Source organism: Bradyrhizobium sp. USDA 3650, from assembly GCF_054057395.1.
Window position 1 is genome coordinate 6,911,140 of the sequence record NZ_JBSRZG010000001.1, and the last position, 17,936, is coordinate 6,929,075.

Genomic DNA, 17,936 nt, shown 5'->3' on the forward strand with positions numbered 1-17,936 from the left:
TCCTGACCGCGGTGTTCCGCAAGGAGGATATCTCCCTTGGCACGGCCGATGACGCCCTATATGCACCCGGGACGGTCCCGCCGAAATTATACTCAGGTTTGGTCCGTAGTCCTTCGGGTCTGGGAAACCCCGAGCGCCTCGGCCTTGCGGACGAGGTCGGCCAGCGACCGCACCTCCATCTTGCGCATGACGTTGCCGCGGTGGATCTTGACCGTGATCTCGCTGAGGCCGATCAGGGCGGCGACCTGCTTGTTCATCAGGCCGGCGGTGACATGCCCCATCACCTCGCGCTCGCGCGCCGTCAGGGTCTCGTATTGGGCGCGGATATCCTCCTTGGTCGCGGCTTCGGCACGGTCCTGCGCGTCGCGCTCGAGTGCCGCCGTGACCGCATCGAGCATGTCCTGGTCGCGAAACGGCTTGGCGAGGAAATCGACCGCGCCGGCCTTCATGGCGCGCACCGACATCGGAATATCGCCATGGCCGGTCATGAAGATGATGGGATGTCTGATGCCCTGCCGCACGAGCTGGCCCTGCAGATCGAGCCCGCTCACGCCGGGAAGGCGGACGTCCAGCACGATACAGCCTGGGCGGTCCGGGAGTGAGCCGCCGAGCAGTTCGGCGGGCGAGGCGAACAGGCGCGTCTCGAGGCCGACGGATCGGAACAGGCTGTCGAGCGAGGCACGGATTCCGGCGTCGTCATCAACGATGATGACAATCGAGTTGACGGATTGGGCAGGCGGCTGCACTTGGTCTGGTCGTGTCATGGTCCCGGATGTTCTTCGGCGTATGGCAGTGTCAAGCGGAATGTCGCCCCCGCGCCGGGCGTGCTCTGGACCGACAGCCGGCCGCCGTGAGCTTCCACCGTCGTTCGGCAGATCGCAAGTCCCATGCCCATTCCCCCGGGTTTCGTCGTGAAGAACGGATCAAACAGGCGCGGCATGTCGTCAGGCCCGATACCGGGACCGCTGTCCTGGACCATGATGGCGAGACGCTCGCCGTCAATGCCGCTGGCGCGCAGCTTGACGGTGCGGGAACCGGGTTGGTCCGCCATGGCCTGGCCGGCATTGACCAGCAGATTGATGAGCACCTGCTGAAGCTGAATCCGATCGCCGCGAATTGGCCTCAGGCCATGCTCGATCTCGGAGGTGAGGACAACGTCGTCATTGGCGAGCTCCCGCGCGACCAGAAGGGCCGCGTCCTCGATGATCTCGGCGATATCGATATTGTCCTGCTGGACGGGCGCTTTCTTCAGGAAGGTCCGGATACGAGCTACGATCTCGCTGGCACGGCGGCCTGCCGCGACGACCTGGGCGATCGTGGCCGCGACCTCGTCCAGATTGGGCACCTCGCGCCGCAGCCAGCGCAGGCCGGCCTCGCCGCTGGTGACGATCGCCGCCAACGGCTGGTTGACCTCGTGGGCAATCGAGGCGGTGAGCTCGCCGAGGGTGGCGACGCGCGCGGCATGGGCCAGCTCCGCCTGCGCCGCGAGCAGTGCATCCTGCGCCTGCTTGCGCTCGGTGATGTCGACGACAAAGGCGAGCACGTTGCGATCGCCGTGGGGCCCGGACGGAAACGTGATCGTGAACAGCACGGGAACCTTGCGCCCGTCGAACCTGACAAGCTCGGTCTCGCCTTCGTAGAACGGCTCGCCTTCCGCAAAAGCGATCAATGCGCCGAGGAAACTCCGGTCGTTCTCACCGAGAAGCAGGTCCACATTCTCGATAAAGGCCGAGGCACCGTTTGCACCTGCCATCTTTTGCAGGGCCGGATTGACGTCGGTGATTTTGGCGAGCCGGCGGGCATTCCGCACGAAATCAGGATGTTGCGCCAGATGGTCGCGAAGGCCGGCTGCCGCGGTGTCCAGCGATCGCAGTGCGATTCGGACTTCGCTCCAGTCCTCTTCGACCACGCCGATCCGGCTGGCGTCGAACATCCGGCGGTATCGCTGCTCGCTCTGCACCAGTGCGCTGTGCGCGACCACGCGGTCGGTGACGTCGGTATGCGTCTCGAGAACCCCGACGGGCTTGCCGAGACGGTCGTGTTGCAAGGCCCATCGGGCATCGACGGTGATCACGGCGCCGTCCTTGGTCCGCTGCTGCACGCGGCCTTCCCATCGGCCCGCGCCGAGCAGGCCGGTTTCGATGACTTCGCGCCGGTCGGGATAGGTGGTTTGCAGAAGCTTGTCGGCGAGCTGTCCGACCGCCTCGTCGACCGACCAGCCATAGGCCTGCTCGGCGGTCTTGTTCCAGAAGGTGATCACGCCACCGCGATCCCTGACGAAGATCATGTCATGCGAGAGGTTGAGCAGGCGCGCCTGCGCCGCGAGGCGCTTCGTCGCCGCGTGATTCTGCAGGGCCAGCAGGGTCGTGATCCCGATCGCGGCGAGGCTCACCAGCGCACGAACGGTGGGCGAGGCGATGCTCTCCAGATCGTGCGACAGCAGATAGGCGATAACCGTCAGGACGACGCAGCCGGCCGCGGCGACGATGGTATCGTCGCGCCGGTTGGTCTTCGCCGCGAGCAGGACCGCCACGACATAGAGAACCGCGACCGCGCCCTCGAGCGGCGTCAGCACGTCAACCAGGAAGACCGCAATGGCAAGGATGGCGGAGCAGAACCGCAAACCGGCGCGGCTCATGGATGAACCCGTGGGTCGATCATGAGTCGTTATCGTCACTGGCAGTCGCTCTTCTCATACCTGCGCGTTGATGCCGCGATTTGATCGCGTTCACAACATCCCGCGGCGTGATTTTCGTGCTCCCGTGGAAGACCTGCGCGCCACGCAATCCGGCGAAAGTACCGGCAGCCGGCATTCAGGGGAGAAACCGGCCGGCTCGCGTGGTTCCATCGGCGAATTTGTGCAAAAGCGCGTCAACTTACCGCAGGCACCGCACGCCGCGATTCGCGTCCGCATCAGCGATGCCGGTCATCGCAGCACCGTCGCGCTCACCCGGCGAACATGCCGCGATCATACCTAGGTATGACACGATTAACCCGAGAACCTATCGATGCACCCGCGCGTAGAATGGATCGCGCGAACCGCCGAACTACTCTGCTCCCACGACATTCGGACAAGCCGATCAGGCGATGCCGGATCGAAAACGGGACAAGGAGATTCGACGATGTCGCTGCAGATGTCACGCTCACAGGCAATCAAGGATCATGACGTTCGCGCGATCGATATCTCGGCAATCGATCGCCAGCGGACCGGACTCTCGAACCTCCCCGACCGGTTTGGCGAAAACGGAACGATGCTGTCCTTCGCTCACCTGGACGTGGCCCTCGCGGTCGAGACGAATGCGGCCGACGTTGAACGATCCGCCGATCGTGGTCCTCGCTTCCGGCTCTCTGCAAAACTCCTTGCGCAGCAGCCTGTCGAGAGCGCGCAGGCGGTTGCAGCGGAAGCCGCCGATCCGGTCATGCGGCGCCTGTCGGACGCACTCGCGGCAACCGAAGCCGCGCACGATGCCCATTCGGCGATCATGGCCGACGCCTTGCGGCTTGCGATCCTCACCCGGACGTTCAGCCGGCAAGCGTCCGGCGCACCGGCCGCACTCGACCCGGCCGATGGTGTTCACGCGGAAGGGACCTGCCGGACCGTACGATCGCTGCAGACCTGGCGCCTCAAGCGCGTTCTGGACTATGTCGACAAGAATCTGGCCGCCAAGGTCACGCTCCAGGACATGGCCGCGGTCGCCGGCCTGAGCCGGATGCATTTCGCCGCACAGTTCCGTGCAGCCGTCGGTGACCGGCCTCACGAATATCTGTTGAGGCGCCGCATCGAGCGCGCCCAGGAGCTGCTCAAGCAGGCCGAAGTCGCTCTGGTCGATATCGCCTTGACCGTGGGCTTCCAGACCCAGGCGCATTTCACCACGGTGTTCAAGCGCTTTGTCGGCGATACGCCGTACCAATGGCGCAGCGCCTATCTCGCGCAATTCATGCCGCTGCCGCGCGCAAAGGCAGGTTCGTCATGAGCAATTTCGGCATTCACGCCCTGTTGCTGTCGCTGCTCGGCAATCACCCGGCGCTGACGCACCATGAATTCATGGAAGTGGTCGAGATTGTCCGCGCTCTCGGCAATTCGTATCGCCTGGCCGCACTGGAGCCAGGGAGCGGCTTTCTCTACGGACGCTTCGCCTTCAATTTCTGCCGGGTCGTTGTGTCGTGTGTCGCGCGGTAGGCGACACTTCGGTGGCACCCGCGCGTCGAGTATCTACGGCAGCGACTGTCTGCTGTGCGTGCTCATTATCATTCAACCGTGCAGACCATCGGGCTCACTGAGCGATGGCCTTGTCGCTGAGAGTAATGCGGATGTCGGTCATGAGGGCGGACGAGAACTGCTAAAAGGGTTTTCAAACGGTTTTGGCGAACTGAGGTGTTTGAAGGTCAGGGTTCGCTGGACTGCGAAGCTGTGCGACAGGGTCGCGACGTGACGCCGGCCCCCTCAGACTCCTAACCCCAAGCTGCCGGTGTTCGAAGTCGTAGCGCCCAAGGGGATTGCGGCCGCCCTCGGGCTGGGTGAGCGCGGTAGGCAATGGACGCCAGCGAAATTTTCATATCATTAACAATGTTGAATCCTTGGCCGGAGCGATTGCCCTAACATGAACCTTTCCGCTGGGGCTTTCCATGATCGATACCGCGACCAAGGCGTTGTTGCGCACCGTACTTGACGAGGTGTGTGAAGGTGTTCCCCGCTATGAGATCGGCGCCAGGACCCGCGTAGCTTCGAAGCTTCTGGAGACTGCAAGCGGGGGTGACATCTCTGCGGATCGCCTCAAACAAGCGGCCCGCAATGCTCTCTCAGAAATCCAGACGATGTGACGATGGTCATGTGGGGGCGGGGGTGAATTTCCACGTGACGGTCCTCAAGATCCTGGTGAGCTATCCGGATGGGTTCGCCGCCATGGAGGATCTCAAGCGGGATATGGCCATTCTGGCGACCAGCGGTCGCGACTGGACGGAGCGCACCCGGCGGCTCGCCGGACGGGTGCCGGGGCTGGACATCTTTTCGCAAGGGCTGATCGACCGGACAAATGGCGGGTGGCGCATCACCGATAAGGGCCGCGCCGTGCTCGATCTCATGGAAGCTCGTCCGGACCAAGCCCCGATTGCCGCCCAACAACCTCCCTCAGAGCCGGAGCTCGCACCGGCGATCCAGCGGCACATTCCGGCGGAGAGGGGCCGAGGACGACTCGCGGCGCGCCGTCGCCGACGCAATGCCCGCGACCAGGCTCGGGCGTCCTAGCGAGGAACGAGCGTCGCTTCCGAAGCTTGAGCAAACGCCTCGTGATGGAAGACGCTCATGCAAAGTTCCGACGCCACCTTGTCGACCGCCCGTCTGTCGCGCGTGACGGACGATATCTGGGTCGTGGACGACGCCCCGATCAGCGCCGCCGGTCTGAAACTCCCGGTGCGCATGACCGTCATTCGGCTCTCGAATGGCGATCTCGTGCTGCATTCGCCGGTGAGATATTCGCCGGCTCTCCGCGGTGAGTTGGAGCGGCTAGGCGCGATAAGGTACTTGCTCGCGCCGAATATCGCGCACTGGATGTTCCTGTCCGACTGGCAGAGGGAGCTGCCGCAGGTGACGATTTTCGCGGCGCGCGGCCTTGCGGCACGCAAGCAAGTTCGAGCAGCACGCATCCGCATCGACCGCGAGCTTGGAGAGGCGACGCCCGAGGAATGGAGGGCCGACCTCGAAGCCGTCTCGGTGAACGCTCCGATGTTCTCCGAGATCGAGCTGTTCGACAAGCGCAGCCGCACACTGATCCTGACGGATCTCGTGCAAAATCTCGATCGCAACGATCTCAGCGCGCCAAATGAGGCCGCGGCAAACCTCCTCGGCATTTCCAAGCCAAACGGAATGGCGCCGGTCTATCTGCGGCTACTGCTGCGCCTCGGCGGCCGCTCCGTGCGGTCCGCAGCCGAGCGGCTCATACGGCTGTCGCCGGAGCAGGTGATCTTCGCGCACGGCGACTGGTTCGAAGCGAACGGAACCGAGCGTCTCCGGCGATCCCTGCACTGGCTGCTTCCGGCGGGCGGCTCCGGATCTGAGCCGCAGCAAATGACCGGCACGCGCGTCGTCATCACCGGTGCCTCGAGCGGAATCGGGCGTGCTGCGGCGCTGGCCTTCGCGGGCAAGGGCGCAAGCGTGGTCTTGGCGGCACGCCGTGCTGAAGTCCTGACGAGCCTCGCCGCAGAATGCGAGGCGCTCGGAGGCCGCGCATTGGCGATCCCGACCGATGTCACCGATGCCGAGGCGGTGCAGCGGCTGGCCCGAGAGGCCGAAGGCGCGTTCGGTGGCATCGACGTCTGGATCAACAACGCCGGCACCGGCGTTTTCGGGGCCTATCAGGACGCGGATATTGCGCTTCACCGCCGAACGATCGAGGTCAATCTCCTTGGCACGATGCATGGCGCTTTCGCAGTGCTTCCAATCTTCCTCCGCCAGAACCGCGGTGTCCTCATCAACAACATCTCGCTCGGCGGCTGGGCGCCGACGCCTTTTGCTGCGGCCTATACCGCAAGCAAGTTCGGCCTGCGCGGCTTCACCGCGAGCCTGCGTCAGGAGCTTAGGGCTCACCGCAACATTCATGTCTGCGGCGTATTCCCGGCCATGGTCGACACGCCGGGCTTCGTCCACGGCGCCAACATGTCCGGCCGAACGCTCGATCCTGGTCCGCTGCTGTATCAGGCGGAGGATGTTGCCGAGACGTTCGTGAGCCTCGTTCGTGCACCCCGAGACGAGGTCGCCGTGGGCTGGCCGGCTCGTGCCGGCCAATTTGCCTACGCGATGGCTCCGCAGATTACCGAGAACATCGTGGGAGCTGCCTTCCGCTACCTACTGTCGCGCGCGCGCCCGGCGAAGAGCAGCGAGGGCACCATGATCGAAGCTGGTCCGCAGGGCACGTCGATCGATGGCGGTTGGCTGTCACGCAAGCAACTTCCACCTGCCGGGGTAATCAGTCAGGGGCTGGCGGTGCTCGGACTAGCTGCGGGCGTGGCTATCCTGGCTTCAGCAGTTGCGCGTCGCGTCGGCAGATCGAGCCAAGGCGTCGCCAAGCACAAGCAAGTCGTGCCGACGCAGATCATGGCAGCGCGTAGGCTCGCACGTAATCGCCGAGCTTAGTTCCGAATGACCCGTGGCCGCCGTCGACCGTGACGACATATTGCTTGCCGCCGGCCTCATAGGTCATCGGCGTCGACTGGCCGCCGGCAGGAAGGCGGTCCTGCCAAAGCTGTCTGCCATCGCGAACGTCGAACGCGCGGATATAGTCATCCATCGTTCCCGTGATGAAGATGACGCCGCCCGCGGTGACGATCGGCCCGCCGAGCATGGGAACGCCGAGCTTGAATGGCAGCGGCAGCGGGGCCTGATCGCGGATCGTGCCGATGCGATGCTGCCAGACCACCTTGTGCGTCCTAAGATCGATTGCGGCGATGTTGCCCCATGGCGGGGCAAGGCAGGGGATGCCGAGCGGTGAGAGGAAAATGCCTAGGTCGACGCCATAGGGGGCGCCGTACATCGGCTGCACGCCCAGCTCGGTTCCTGGTGGATGCGCCGCATTCGGCGCGGCCGGATTGTCCGTCCCGCGCGGCACCAGGCGCGAGACGAAGGGAATCGATTGAGGGTTCGCGATCGCGATCTGGCGCTGCGGATCGACGGCAATGCCGCCCCATTCGAACATGCCGAAGTCTCCGGGAAACACCAGCGTACCTTGTTCAGACGGCGGCGTGAACGGCCCCTCGTAGCGCAGGCGCTTGAACTTGATCCGGCAGGCGAGCTGGTCGAACATCGTGCTGCCCCACATCTGCGCGTCCGTCAGTTTGCCGGAGGGGCGGAAGCTCAATTCCGAAAATGGCTGCGTTGGCGACAGCCGGTCTCCATTCGCGGCGCCCTGCGGCACCGGCTTCTCCGGTGCGGGTACCAACTGACGGCCATCGCGGCGGTCGAGCACGAAGATGTCGCCGGTCTTTGCCGGGATGTAGATCGCAGGCGTCACGCCGCCGTTAAAGCGCAAATCGACCAGACTTGGCTGCGACGGCATATCCATGTCCCAGAGATCGTGGTGCACGTTCTGGAACGACCAACGCAGTTTTCCGGTCAAGACATCGAGCGCAATCAATGCCGAATCGTAGCGCTCGTTTTCGGGCGAACGGCCGCCGCCCCAGATATCCGGAGAACTCGAGCCGAGTGGCACGTAGACGAGTCCGAGCTTCTCGTCGACCGCCGAAATGCTCCACGAATTGGGTGAGCCGGCTGTAAAATGATGCGAGGCCGAAGGCATCTCGTTCGGATCGGAATTGCCGGCATCGAATGCCCAGAGCAACCGTCCCGAATAGATATCGAAGCCGCGGATCACGCCCGACGGCACGCGATCGGAATAGTTGTCGATCACCGCTCCGCCGACGATCAGAACCTTGTCCGTGACGACGGGCGGCGAGGTGCCCTCGTAGAAGCCGAGTGTCTGGATCTCGCTGCCTTGCTTGAGGTCGATCTGTCCCTGGTTGCCAAAACTCTGGCAAGGCGAGCCGCTCTGCGCATCGAGCGCGAACATCCGCCCGTCATTGGTCGGCACGAAAACGCGTCCCGCACAATCGCTCGGGGCCGGCGTGCCATCGGCAGTCACCGCGCCAGGCCTGGTCGCGTGATAGGACACGCCGCGGCAGGTCATGTGCTGGAACGCCTTGTTGTGCTGGACCTGCGGATCGAATTTCCAGCGCAATTTTCCGGTCGCAGCTTCGATAGCGAACACGATCTGGTGCGGGGAGCAGGTGTAGAGGAGATCTCCCACCTTGAGCGGCGTTGCCTGGTTGGTGATCTCGTCGGGGTCATCCGGGCCCTTGTGGTCGCCCGTGCGGAATTCCCAGGCGAGCTTGAGGTCCTTGACGTTGTCCTTGGTGATCTGGCTCAGGGACGAGAAGCGCGTACCGAAGCCGCTGCCGCCGTAGGCCGTCCAGTTCTCGCCGGCCGTGGGCTGGTCCGGTTTGGGAGCCGCAATGGCCCCGGTTGTTTCGCCCTCAGGTATCGTGCCGGCAAGATCGCGGCGATCGCTCGTCAGGGACGTGCCGACGACGATGGCTGCGGCGATCAACACAAGGCCAAGCGCCCATCGCGCTGCACGCAAGCGGGGCGCCAGGCGGGAGCCAATGAAGGGCAGCATCAGCCACAGGCCAAGCGGCACGAGCACGTCGCCGCGCGGCGCCAGCGACCAGAAATCGAAACCGGCTTCCCAGATCGCCCACGCCATCGTTCCCGCCAGCAGCGCGGCATAAATCCAGAGCGCCTCGGCGCGACGGCGCGCGAGCAGCCAGCTCGTGACCAGTAGCATGATGCCCGCGATCAGATAATAGACCGAGCCACCGAGGGCCGCGAGCCAGGCACCGCCCGCGAGGAGGCCCAGTCCCATGATGGCGACGACCACAATGGTGATGGCCAGCAATGGCGCGTCACGGAACCAATTCGTCGAACGATGCATGGGAGGCATGATGGTCACTTCAGCGTATAGAGAAACGCCGCGATATCCCGCGCGTCCTTCTGCGGGATGCCCATTCGCGGCATCGCATTGCCCGGCAACGCCCGCTGTGGATCCTCGATCCAGTCGGCCATGTTGTCCGGCGAATTGTGGATGTAGCCGGCGATGTAGGTTCGCGTGCCGATCCGATGCAAGGGTGGGCCGACATTGCCTTCGGCGCCGGCAATACCAGGAATATCGTGACAGCCACCGCACCGGTACTGCTTGACGAGGTCGGCGCCACGACGCGCGTCTCCGGTGAAGTTGTCCGGGCCCGCAGCCTCGCAGGCGGCGGTAGCCGTAGCCAGCAGTGCAGTGACGAGCAATTTCGCGATCGGATTTACCATCGATGCTCCGCCGGGCTCATCACGGCTTCTGACCGAAATTGAAGGACTTGGTGGCAGACCAGGGATCGGTCGTCGAAACTTGCTCGCTCGGGACCTGCTCGACCTCGGGCGACGGCAGATTGGCCGAAAAGGTGCGGCCCCATTGGTGGCTGGGTTCGTTACTGATCTTGCCGATATAGGTGACGAGATCCCAGATCACGCTGTCGGGCAGCACGCCGCCCCAAGCCGGCATTCCGTTCGGCCGCCCCTGGTAGATCGAGAGAAAGATGTTCTCGGGCTGCGAGCCGTAAATAAAGGTGTTGTTGCTGAGCGCCGGTCCCATGCCGCCACCGCCATTGGGCGCGTGGCAGCCGACGCAGTTGAAGTTGACATAGTAGGTCATGCCACGCTGCTGCGCGTTGGGATCACCTTGCACGGGATTCTTGATTTGGGGCGGGTCCGGCTGCGCGCCGGGATGGAGGTGACTGACCGGGACCTGCATGAAGACGCCGGGGCTGCCATTGCCGACGGTGCCACCGAAATTCGGGCGCGGAGACAGCGTCGGCATCTGCGCCTCCTGCGACTGCGGCAAGGTCTGCTGGGCCAGCCCCGCACCATGGGGCAAGACCGCCAGCAGCAACGACAGGGCGCTCGCGCGCAGCACTTGAGCAGACATCACTCATGTCCTCCCAATACCGTAACGGGTTGGTCCACCAGCGGAACGCCGTAACTGCGTAGCAGCGAGGTGATCTCGGACCGATGCTCGTCGATGAATGCGTTCAGCCGGTCGCGCAAGGCGTCGTCGCCCTTGCGCACGCCCATCGCGATGGCGAACTGGAACTGCTGAGGTGCAAAGCGTTCGTAATCCCTGACAGGCGCGACCGTCAGCGGCACCGGGGAGTGCTGCGCGAAATAGCCCGCCAGCGGTCCCCAGGCGGCCGCGACATCGAGATCGCCGTTCTCGACGGCCTCAATCAGGCGCGCCGGCGGATTGGCCTGGCGATAGTCGCCGTAGATGGAATAGCCGCGAACATTATCAACGATGCCCTGTTCGCCGAGCGCCTGCGCCGGCGGGGGATTGTTGCCGTCATCGCCGATCAGATGCACACCGATCACGAGGTGATGCAAGCGCGGGTCGAGCAGGGACGAAAGGTCGAGGTGCTGGTCCTGCCGGGTGACGAACACGTAGCTCGAGCGATAATAGGGCTTGGTCGTTTCGACGAGATCATAGCCGGCCGGCACGCCCATCACGACGTCGCATTTGCCGGCTTTCAGTGTGTTGCGGATGAAGCCGCGGCGCTGCGCCCACCAGGTGTAGGAGACCCGCTGGCCGAAATGCTCGGCCACCATCGTCGCCAGCCTGTTCTCGAATCCTGCTTCGGCGCTGTTCGAGAACGGCAGATTGTTGGGATCGGCACAGACGCGAAGCTCACCCTCCGAAGCTGCCGCTGCCGCTGCAGTCGTCGCGAGCGCGAAGAGAATGCTAAGGGAAATGCCGCGACGGTTATTTAGAAGGCGCATGGCTGGTGTCCTCACCATTGGCGCCGCCGAGCTTGAAGACCAGCAGCTCGCTGCCGCCGGCGGTGTAGAACGGCAGATCCTGGGTCGCACCGACAAAACCGAGCGCGCCGTTGCGCACCCGCGGATCGACCTCGGCATTGGCGACTACCCCCGGCCAGCCGCCGACGCCCGACAGGATCGCGACATATTGCTGCCCGTCGGAGCCGCGATAGGAGATCGGCTGGCCGATGAACCCGGAGCCGGCACGGAATTGCCAGAGCACGTGCCCATCCTTGGCGTCGACCACTTTGAAAAGGCGGTCCATGGTGCCGTAGAACGCGATGTCGCCAGCCGTCACCAGCGCGCCGCTCCAGACCGGCAGCTTCTCGTGAATCTCCCAGACTTTCTTGCGCGCGACGGGGTCCCACGCCATGAACTCGCCGCGATAGCCGCCGGGGCCGGCATACATGTCGACGTCTGCGCCGACATAGGGCGTGCCGGCGATGTAGCCGACTTGAGAAGCCTTGAAGTTCATGCAGAGATGCTGATGTGGCACATAGAGGAGTTTTGTGCGCGGCGACCACGCGCTCGGCTGCCAGTCCTTGGCCCCCGGCGCTGTCGGGCAGATATTCTCGACCGTCTTGCCGACGAGTGGAGTTTTCTCCTCGTTCGGGATGATCTTGCCGGTCTTGAGGTCGACGCCATTGTAGGCGTTCACGAACTCGTAGGCGTCCGCCGAGATGACTTCACCGGTGGCGCGATCCATCACGTACATATAGCCGTTGCGGCCGGGATGGATGAGAACCTTGCGCGGTTGGCCATTGAGCTCGAGGTCGACGAGCACATTCTCGTTGATCTCGTCGTGGTCGAAGAGGTCGTGCGGGTTGATTTGGTAGGCCCATTTCGCTTGGCCCGTGTCTGGGTTTCGCGCGAAGATCGATGCGCTCCAGAGATTATCACCGCTGCGCTGGTTCGCATTCCAGGGGCTTGGGTTGGCCGTGCCGTAATAGATCAGGTTCAGATCAGGATCGTAGGAGATCCAGCCCCAGACCGTGCCGCCACCGACCTGCCAGCGGTCGGCGGGCCAGGTCTTCACGCCGAGATCCTGGCCTTTAAGATTGTCGTAGAACGGCTTGAAATCGTCTCCGATCAGCACGTCCTTGTCGGGGCCCGTCGAATAGGCGCGCCAGGCGATGGCGCCGGTGGTCTCGTCGAGCGCGGTCACCCAACCGCGCACGCCCAGTTCGCCGCCACTGTTGCCGACGAGAATCTTGCCTTTCACCACGATGGGAGCCATCGTGATCGTTTCGCCCTTGTTGATCTCCCCGAGTTTCGTATGCCACAGCTCCTTGCCGGTCTTCGCATCGATAGCGACGGTGTGGTTATCGAGCGTGTTGAGGAAGACCTTGCCATTGTCGAAGGCGAGCCCGCGATTGACGACATCGCAGCAGGCAACGCCTGCGGCCGCGGGCTCCGGCTTCGGCGCGTAGGACCATTTCAGTTCACCGGTCGTGGCATCGAGCGCAAATACACGGTTGGGGTAGGGCCCTGCATAGGGGCCGACCACATACATGGTGCCGTCCACCACGAGCGGCGCCGCTTCCTGGCCCCGGTCGGCGCCCACCGAGAAGGTCCAGGCGAGCTGGAGGCGCGAAGCATTGGACGCGTTGATCTGGTCGAGCTCGCTGTAGCGGGTGTTGGCGTAGTCGCGCGCCGCCATCGGCCACTGGCCGGGATCTTTCATGCGGCTGGCGAGATCGCTCTGTGCTGACGCGGATGACAGCATCGCGCAGCAGGCGCAAAGGATGACCGGAATCCGTTTGAGCAGACGCGTGAGACCACGCACTAACATATGTAAAGATCTCCACGGCAGTGACGAGGCCGTGCTGCGTTGCAGGCCGGTTTACGGACGCACAAACGTTCCGCCTTCGCTTGGTTCCAAAAAGCGGCGATTGGGCGGAGCGCTATCGCACGACGTTGCCCGACACGCCGGCGCCGAGGTCGACTGCGATCTGGTCTTCCTTGCCATTGCATTTGGGATGGCCAAATCCAGACGGACTTTTGCCGTCAGGTCCGATGTCATAGATGATTGCGTCCTTCATGTTGGGGCTGACGCCCGCCGGCACGCGGTCGAGCCCGAGCTGGTGGCGCACGCGCCAGGCCACGTTGTGATCGGCGCAGGAACTGTCACCGCTCACACCTAGCGCCCCGGCCACGCCGTTGCCGTCATAGAGCGCCAGCCCGCCTCCGAACACGATGGTGCCGCCGATCGGCTTGCCCACCATCGGATCCTGGGGTGTGCCGAAGTTGTCCGGAGATCCGGCGTACAAGGCTTCCGGGGAGGGCGGGTTGCCGAGTGCCGCGCCGAACAGGAACCCGCCGGGCTGCGCGCCGGCATAGAGATTGGCCGTCGCCATCGCCTTGTCCTTCAGGCTGAACGCATTCGCCGTGTTGGCCTTCTCGGCCGCGATGGCACGGCTGCCCAGCCACTGGTCGTCGACCTTGCCGCCGCTGTAGGCAATTGCGCAGACGACGCCCTGCCGATTGACGACGGCAGCCCATTCGTTGTTGTCGAGACCTCCGTTGCTCGGGCCGCCGCCCGGCTTGACACTCTTCTTGAGGATATCGGCGAGCTTGTCATGGTCGACCGGGCACGACGTGCCTGGCCGGGGTTGATCCTGCGCGTTCAAGACTGCAGGCATCAAGAATGCCGCTGTGAAGATCGCCGTTGCGGCCATGACGGATCGTTTTTCCATGTGAACTCCGTGGAGTGTCGCAGTCGGCAGGCGAACGTCTGAAGAGAAGTTGCGGTTCCTATGCCGCATCGCTCAGCCCGGATGTTGAAGGGAGCGGCAGGTGGGAATGGCCGCCGCTCGCAGTCAGCCACCGGTGAGCAAAGAACAAAGCCGCGCCGGTATAGAGTAGGCCCATGGGCACCCACATCAGGATGCCGGCGAGCTGCTGATCCTCCAGTGCCGAGAGGCCGAATTCGCCGGCGAGGGCGCCTTGACCGGGGATCCACAGTCTCGGCGACACTGTCAGCAGAGCTCCGAGCACACCCGAATGCAAAATCGTGATGAACAGGCACGCGACAGCGATGCCGTCACGAATTCGGGTGCTACGGCCCTGGCCGCGGCCATGCAGCAGCACCCACCAGAACAATAGCGCAGTCGCGAAAAAGCTGATGTGCTGGAGACGATGGATCGCCGTATTCTCGAGCGCCCATGCATATAGCGGCGGTGCATGCCAGATCCAGAGCGCCGCGCCGTGGAGGATGGTCGCGCTCATGGGGTGGCTCACAAACCGCCACGGCCACGCCAGTATCGGCCAATTGAGCATTCGACCCGCCGCCGGGCGCAGCCGGGCCGGCAAGCTCCACAGCATCGGCCCATTGATCCGGGCGAACGCCATCAGCGGTGCCGCGACCACCATCAGCAGTTCGTGTTCGACCATGTGCGCGGTGAATAGACGCTCGCCGAGCCAGTGCAGCGGCGAGGTCACGGCGAGCGCGGCCACCAGCCATCCGGTCCAGAATGCGGCGACCTGGCGGAAGCTGACGCCACGGCCGCCGCCCGCATGGTGCCAGAGCCGCTGCGTTCCGACATAGAAGCCGATGCCGACGGCATAGAGCGGGGCCATGAGCCAGGGATCGTAGCTCCACAGCGAACCGGGATCGACCTCCGATAGTCCGTGCGCGGCGGCCGGTCCCGCGAGCAGCGCGAGCAGCAGTGCTGCAAAGCTCAGCGCAGGCATGGGCTGATCATGAGCGAGGCGGCGAACTGGTTCGCAATCACCAGCGCAAACAGCACGCCGGAGCCGACGCCGAGCCAGGCCATGAACGTTCGTGGCCCGCCGCCTTGCGCATCCGTCCACTCAGCTACAGCGCCGCGTCGGACCGCGCGGGCGGAAATGACAGTGCCCGCGAGCGAGACGACAGCCAGAACCGCACTCATGATCGCGCCGCTGATCCGGGTCTGTTCGCAGGAGAAGTGCGCGAGCACGTAGCCGCCTTGCAAATTGATGGCCCACGCGATGGGCCCAAGCGCAACGCCCGCCCAGTAAAGCACTCTGGAATTTCGTTCGGCTGCGGTCATAGGCGTGGCACCCAATCGAGCAAGACATAGAGCGGCAGCCAAGCGAGCACGACGAAGTTCCAATAGAACACGTTGTCGGTCACGTCGCTGAACCGGCGCGGCTTCGCATGACGCGTGAACATCAACACCGCCAGCACGACCGTGTCGCCGACATCGGTGGCAAGGTGGGTCGTGTGCAGCCCCAGAATGAGCCATACGATTGAGCCGTAGGCTGAATTGTCCCAGCGGGTGTTGAGATGCGCGAACTCGAAGCCGCGCAGGACCAGCAGCGCGATGCCGATCACCGACATCACGATGAGACCGATCCGCACCTTCGCCAGATCCTGCCGGTGTGCGGCGCGGTTGGTGAACTCGTTCGGAATGATGCTCAACAGATAAATCACCGTCTCGAGCGTGCCCGGCCAGAGATCCGGCGGCGAGGCTCCGATCGGCCAGGTCGGATTGACTGCGTAGAGATAAAGGTAGGCGCCGATCGCAATGGCAAAGCCCATGCCTTCGAGCGCCATGAAACCCATGGCGCCCCACCACGGGCCGCTGCGCGGACCGTAGCCGTAAGTCGGCAGGTCCGAGACATTGCGGACGATCGTCTGTCTCACTCTTCGTCCTCCTTGCTGCCGGTCGGCCAGAACCAGCCGATCAAAGTCACGGCCATCGGCGGCGTGCCCCACAGCACGGCCCAGGGCGTGAAGATCGACCCGATGAAGAAGATCGTCGTCGCGATTGCCGCGAGCAGCGGCCAGATGCTCGGCTCGGGCGAAGCCTCGCGGATCTGCGGCTCGGCTTCCGCCAAGGAGGTCAGCAGCACCTCCCGCCGCTCGGCGCTCAGACCCGCGACCACGGGCAGGCTTTCGCTATCGGCCCACAGCGGATCGCGGTGCTTGACCACCGGAATGCGGTCGAAATTCTGCGGCGGAGGCGGCGATGACGTCGCCCATTCCAGCGTCGAGGCATTCCAGGGATTGTCGCCCGCAAGCGCACCCTTGCGCAGGCTGTAGATCACGTTGACCACAAGCAGCGCGAAGCTGAGCGCGAACACGAAGGAGCCGACGCTGGACAGCAGATTCAAGTGAGCCCAGTCCATGTCGGCGGTGTAAGTGTAGACCCGGCGCGGCATCCCGATCAGGCCCAGAAAATGCATCGGAAAGAACGCGACGTTGAAGCCGACGAAGGCGAGCCAGAAATTCCACCGCCCAAGTCTTTCGCTCAGCATGCGGCCGGCGATCTTGGGAAACCAGTAGTAGACCGCGCCGAGCAGCGGGAAGACGGCGCCGCCGATCAGGACATAATGGAAGTGGGCGACGACGAAATAGGTATCGTGCACCTGGGTATCGATCGGGACCGAGGCGACCATCACGCCGGACAGCCCGCCGAGCACGAAGATCACGATGAAGCCGATCACGAACAACAGCGGCGTCCGGTACACCGGACGTCCGTCCCAGAGCGTTGCCAGCCAGCAGAAGATCTGCAACCCGCTCGGCACCGCGATCAGCATGCTGGAGGCCGTGAACAGGGCCGCGCCGAGTTGGGGCAGGCCCGTGACGAACATGTGGTGGACCCAGAGGCCGAACGACAGGAAGCCGGTCGCGATCAAGGAGAGGATCACCACGGGATAGCCGATCACCGGGCGCCGCGCGAACGTCGCGAGGATCGCCGAGACCATTCCCGTGCCCGGGATGAAGATGATGTAGACTTCGGGGTTGCCCGAAGAACCAGAACAGATGCTGCCAGAGCAGCGGATGTCCCCCCGAAGAGGAATCGTAGAACCGGGTATTGACGAGGCGATCCAGGATCAGTGACGTCGATGCAACCATGATCGACGGCATCGCGAACATCACAAGGAAGCTCGTCACCAGCATGGCCCAGACGAACAGTGGAATGCGGTCGAGCGTCATGCCGGGGGCGCGGAGCTTGAACACTGTCACGACGATTTCCACGGAGACCGCGAGCGCCGCCACCTCGGTAAACGTGATCATCTGCGCCCAGACATCGACCCGCTTGGTCGGTGTGAACTGCAGACTGGAAAGAGGAACGTACGAAAACCAGCCGACGTCCGGGCCGACATTCAGCGCAAAGGAGATCCACAGAAAGCAACCGCCGAACAGAAACATCCAATAGCTGAAGGCATTCAGGCGCGGAAAGGCGATGTTCCGTGTGCCGACCATCAACGGCACCAGATAGACGGCGAACGCCTCCATGACAGGCACGGCGAACAGGAACATCATCGTCGAGCCGTGCATCGTGAAGACCTGATTGTACTTGTCGGCTGAGAGAAACGTCTTCTCGGGTCCGGCAAGCTGAATGCGCATCAGGATCGCGAGAACGCCGCCAAGAAGCAGGAAGGCGAATGCGGTCAGGATGTAGCGGCGTCCGACGACCTTGTGATCGACTGACATCAGCGCCCCGACCCATCCGGATGGCGTGCGCCACACCCGCTCGAGCTGTGTCGAAAGCTGCAGTCCATTCAGGACGTCGTCCCGCAACTCATTTGGTTCAGCGGCCAT

17 protein-coding genes and 1 pseudogene are annotated in these 17,936 nt (G+C 63.9%); 6 read left to right on the plus strand and 12 right to left on the minus strand.

The window, feature by feature from the left end; genetic code table 11:
* Positions 1 to 92: 92 nt before the first annotated feature.
* Positions 93 to 764 (minus strand): response regulator transcription factor, encoded by a 672-nt coding sequence (locus ACVIN2_RS32415; protein ID WP_456768691.1) that lies wholly within the window; start codon positions 762 to 764, stop codon positions 93 to 95.
* Positions 761 to 2,638, minus strand: a complete 1,878-nt coding sequence (locus ACVIN2_RS32420) for a PAS domain-containing sensor histidine kinase (protein ID WP_456768692.1) — start codon at positions 2,636 to 2,638, stop codon at positions 761 to 763. Before ACVIN2_RS32420 ends, ACVIN2_RS32415 begins: the two co-directional genes overlap by 4 nt.
* A 70-nt stretch (positions 2,639 to 2,708) precedes the next feature.
* On the opposite strand from ACVIN2_RS32420, the gene ACVIN2_RS32425 reads away from it, so the two are divergent.
* From ACVIN2_RS32425 to ACVIN2_RS32450, 6 genes are all read left to right on the plus strand, one after another.
* Complete coding sequence (locus ACVIN2_RS32425) at positions 2,709 to 2,978, plus strand: hypothetical protein (protein WP_456768693.1); 270 nt, start codon at positions 2,709 to 2,711, stop codon at positions 2,976 to 2,978.
* Positions 2,979 to 3,122: 144 nt separating this feature from the next.
* Positions 3,123 to 3,974: a helix-turn-helix domain-containing protein gene (locus ACVIN2_RS32430; protein ID WP_456768694.1), complete on the plus strand. Its 852-nt coding sequence runs from the start codon at positions 3,123 to 3,125 to the stop codon at positions 3,972 to 3,974.
* Positions 3,971 to 4,180 carry a hypothetical protein gene (locus ACVIN2_RS32435; protein ID WP_456768695.1) on the plus strand — a complete coding sequence of 70 codons (210 nt, stop codon included), beginning with the start codon at positions 3,971 to 3,973 and terminating at the stop codon, positions 4,178 to 4,180. Before ACVIN2_RS32430 ends, ACVIN2_RS32435 begins: the two co-directional genes overlap by 4 nt.
* Positions 4,181 to 4,626: 446 nt before the next feature.
* Positions 4,627 to 4,821 (plus strand): hypothetical protein, encoded by a 195-nt coding sequence (locus tag ACVIN2_RS32440; protein WP_456768696.1) that lies wholly within the window; start codon positions 4,627 to 4,629, stop codon positions 4,819 to 4,821.
* 22 nt (positions 4,822 to 4,843) lie between these two features.
* A complete protein-coding gene (locus tag ACVIN2_RS32445) occupies positions 4,844 to 5,245 on the plus strand; it encodes a hypothetical protein (protein WP_456768697.1) in 402 nt (133 codons plus the stop codon).
* A gap of 57 nt (positions 5,246 to 5,302) precedes the next feature.
* Positions 5,303 to 7,129 carry an SDR family oxidoreductase gene (locus ACVIN2_RS32450; RefSeq protein ID WP_456768698.1) on the plus strand — a complete coding sequence of 609 codons (1,827 nt, stop codon included), beginning with the start codon at positions 5,303 to 5,305 and terminating at the stop codon, positions 7,127 to 7,129.
* Here the strand turns inward: ACVIN2_RS32450 and ACVIN2_RS32455 are convergent.
* From ACVIN2_RS32455 to ctaD, 10 genes and pseudogenes are all read right to left on the minus strand, one after another.
* On the minus strand, positions 7,089 to 9,488 hold the full coding sequence (locus ACVIN2_RS32455; RefSeq protein WP_456768699.1) for a glucose/quinate/shikimate family membrane-bound PQQ-dependent dehydrogenase: 2,400 nt from the start codon (positions 9,486 to 9,488) through the stop codon (positions 7,089 to 7,091). The two genes, ACVIN2_RS32450 and ACVIN2_RS32455, sit on opposite strands and share 41 nt — an antisense overlap.
* Positions 9,489 to 9,493: 5 nt before the next feature.
* A complete protein-coding gene (locus ACVIN2_RS32460) occupies positions 9,494 to 9,862 on the minus strand; it encodes a c-type cytochrome (RefSeq protein WP_456768700.1) in 369 nt (122 codons plus the stop codon).
* Positions 9,863 to 9,881: 19 nt separating this feature from the next.
* The gene (locus ACVIN2_RS32465; protein ID WP_456769846.1) at positions 9,882 to 10,517 is read right to left on the minus strand and encodes a c-type cytochrome; all 636 of its coding nucleotides are present in this window, start codon (positions 10,515 to 10,517) and stop codon (positions 9,882 to 9,884) included.
* Positions 10,517 to 11,362, minus strand: a complete 846-nt coding sequence (locus tag ACVIN2_RS32470) for a substrate-binding domain-containing protein (RefSeq protein WP_456768701.1) — start codon at positions 11,360 to 11,362, stop codon at positions 10,517 to 10,519. Before ACVIN2_RS32470 ends, ACVIN2_RS32465 begins: the two co-directional genes overlap by 1 nt.
* A complete protein-coding gene (locus tag ACVIN2_RS32475) occupies positions 11,346 to 13,127 on the minus strand; it encodes a methanol/ethanol family PQQ-dependent dehydrogenase (protein ID WP_456768702.1) in 1,782 nt (593 codons plus the stop codon). The genes ACVIN2_RS32470 and ACVIN2_RS32475 overlap by 17 nt, the downstream gene beginning before the upstream one ends.
* Positions 13,128 to 13,305: 178 nt before the next feature.
* Positions 13,306 to 14,097 (minus strand): GlcG/HbpS family heme-binding protein, encoded by a 792-nt coding sequence (locus ACVIN2_RS32480; protein ID WP_456768703.1) that lies wholly within the window; start codon positions 14,095 to 14,097, stop codon positions 13,306 to 13,308.
* Positions 14,098 to 14,155: 58 nt separating this feature from the next.
* Complete coding sequence (locus ACVIN2_RS32485) at positions 14,156 to 15,094, minus strand: cytochrome c oxidase assembly protein (RefSeq protein ID WP_456768704.1); 939 nt, start codon at positions 15,092 to 15,094, stop codon at positions 14,156 to 14,158.
* Positions 15,082 to 15,435, minus strand: a complete 354-nt coding sequence (locus ACVIN2_RS32490) for a hypothetical protein (RefSeq protein WP_456768705.1) — start codon at positions 15,433 to 15,435, stop codon at positions 15,082 to 15,084. The genes ACVIN2_RS32485 and ACVIN2_RS32490 overlap by 13 nt, the downstream gene beginning before the upstream one ends.
* Positions 15,432 to 16,031 (minus strand): cytochrome c oxidase subunit 3, encoded by a 600-nt coding sequence (locus ACVIN2_RS32495; protein WP_456768706.1) that lies wholly within the window; start codon positions 16,029 to 16,031, stop codon positions 15,432 to 15,434. Before ACVIN2_RS32495 ends, ACVIN2_RS32490 begins: the two co-directional genes overlap by 4 nt.
* A pseudogene (gene ctaD / locus ACVIN2_RS32500) lies at positions 16,028 to 17,936 on the minus strand (cytochrome c oxidase subunit I). Before ctaD ends, ACVIN2_RS32495 begins: the two are co-directional and overlap by 4 nt.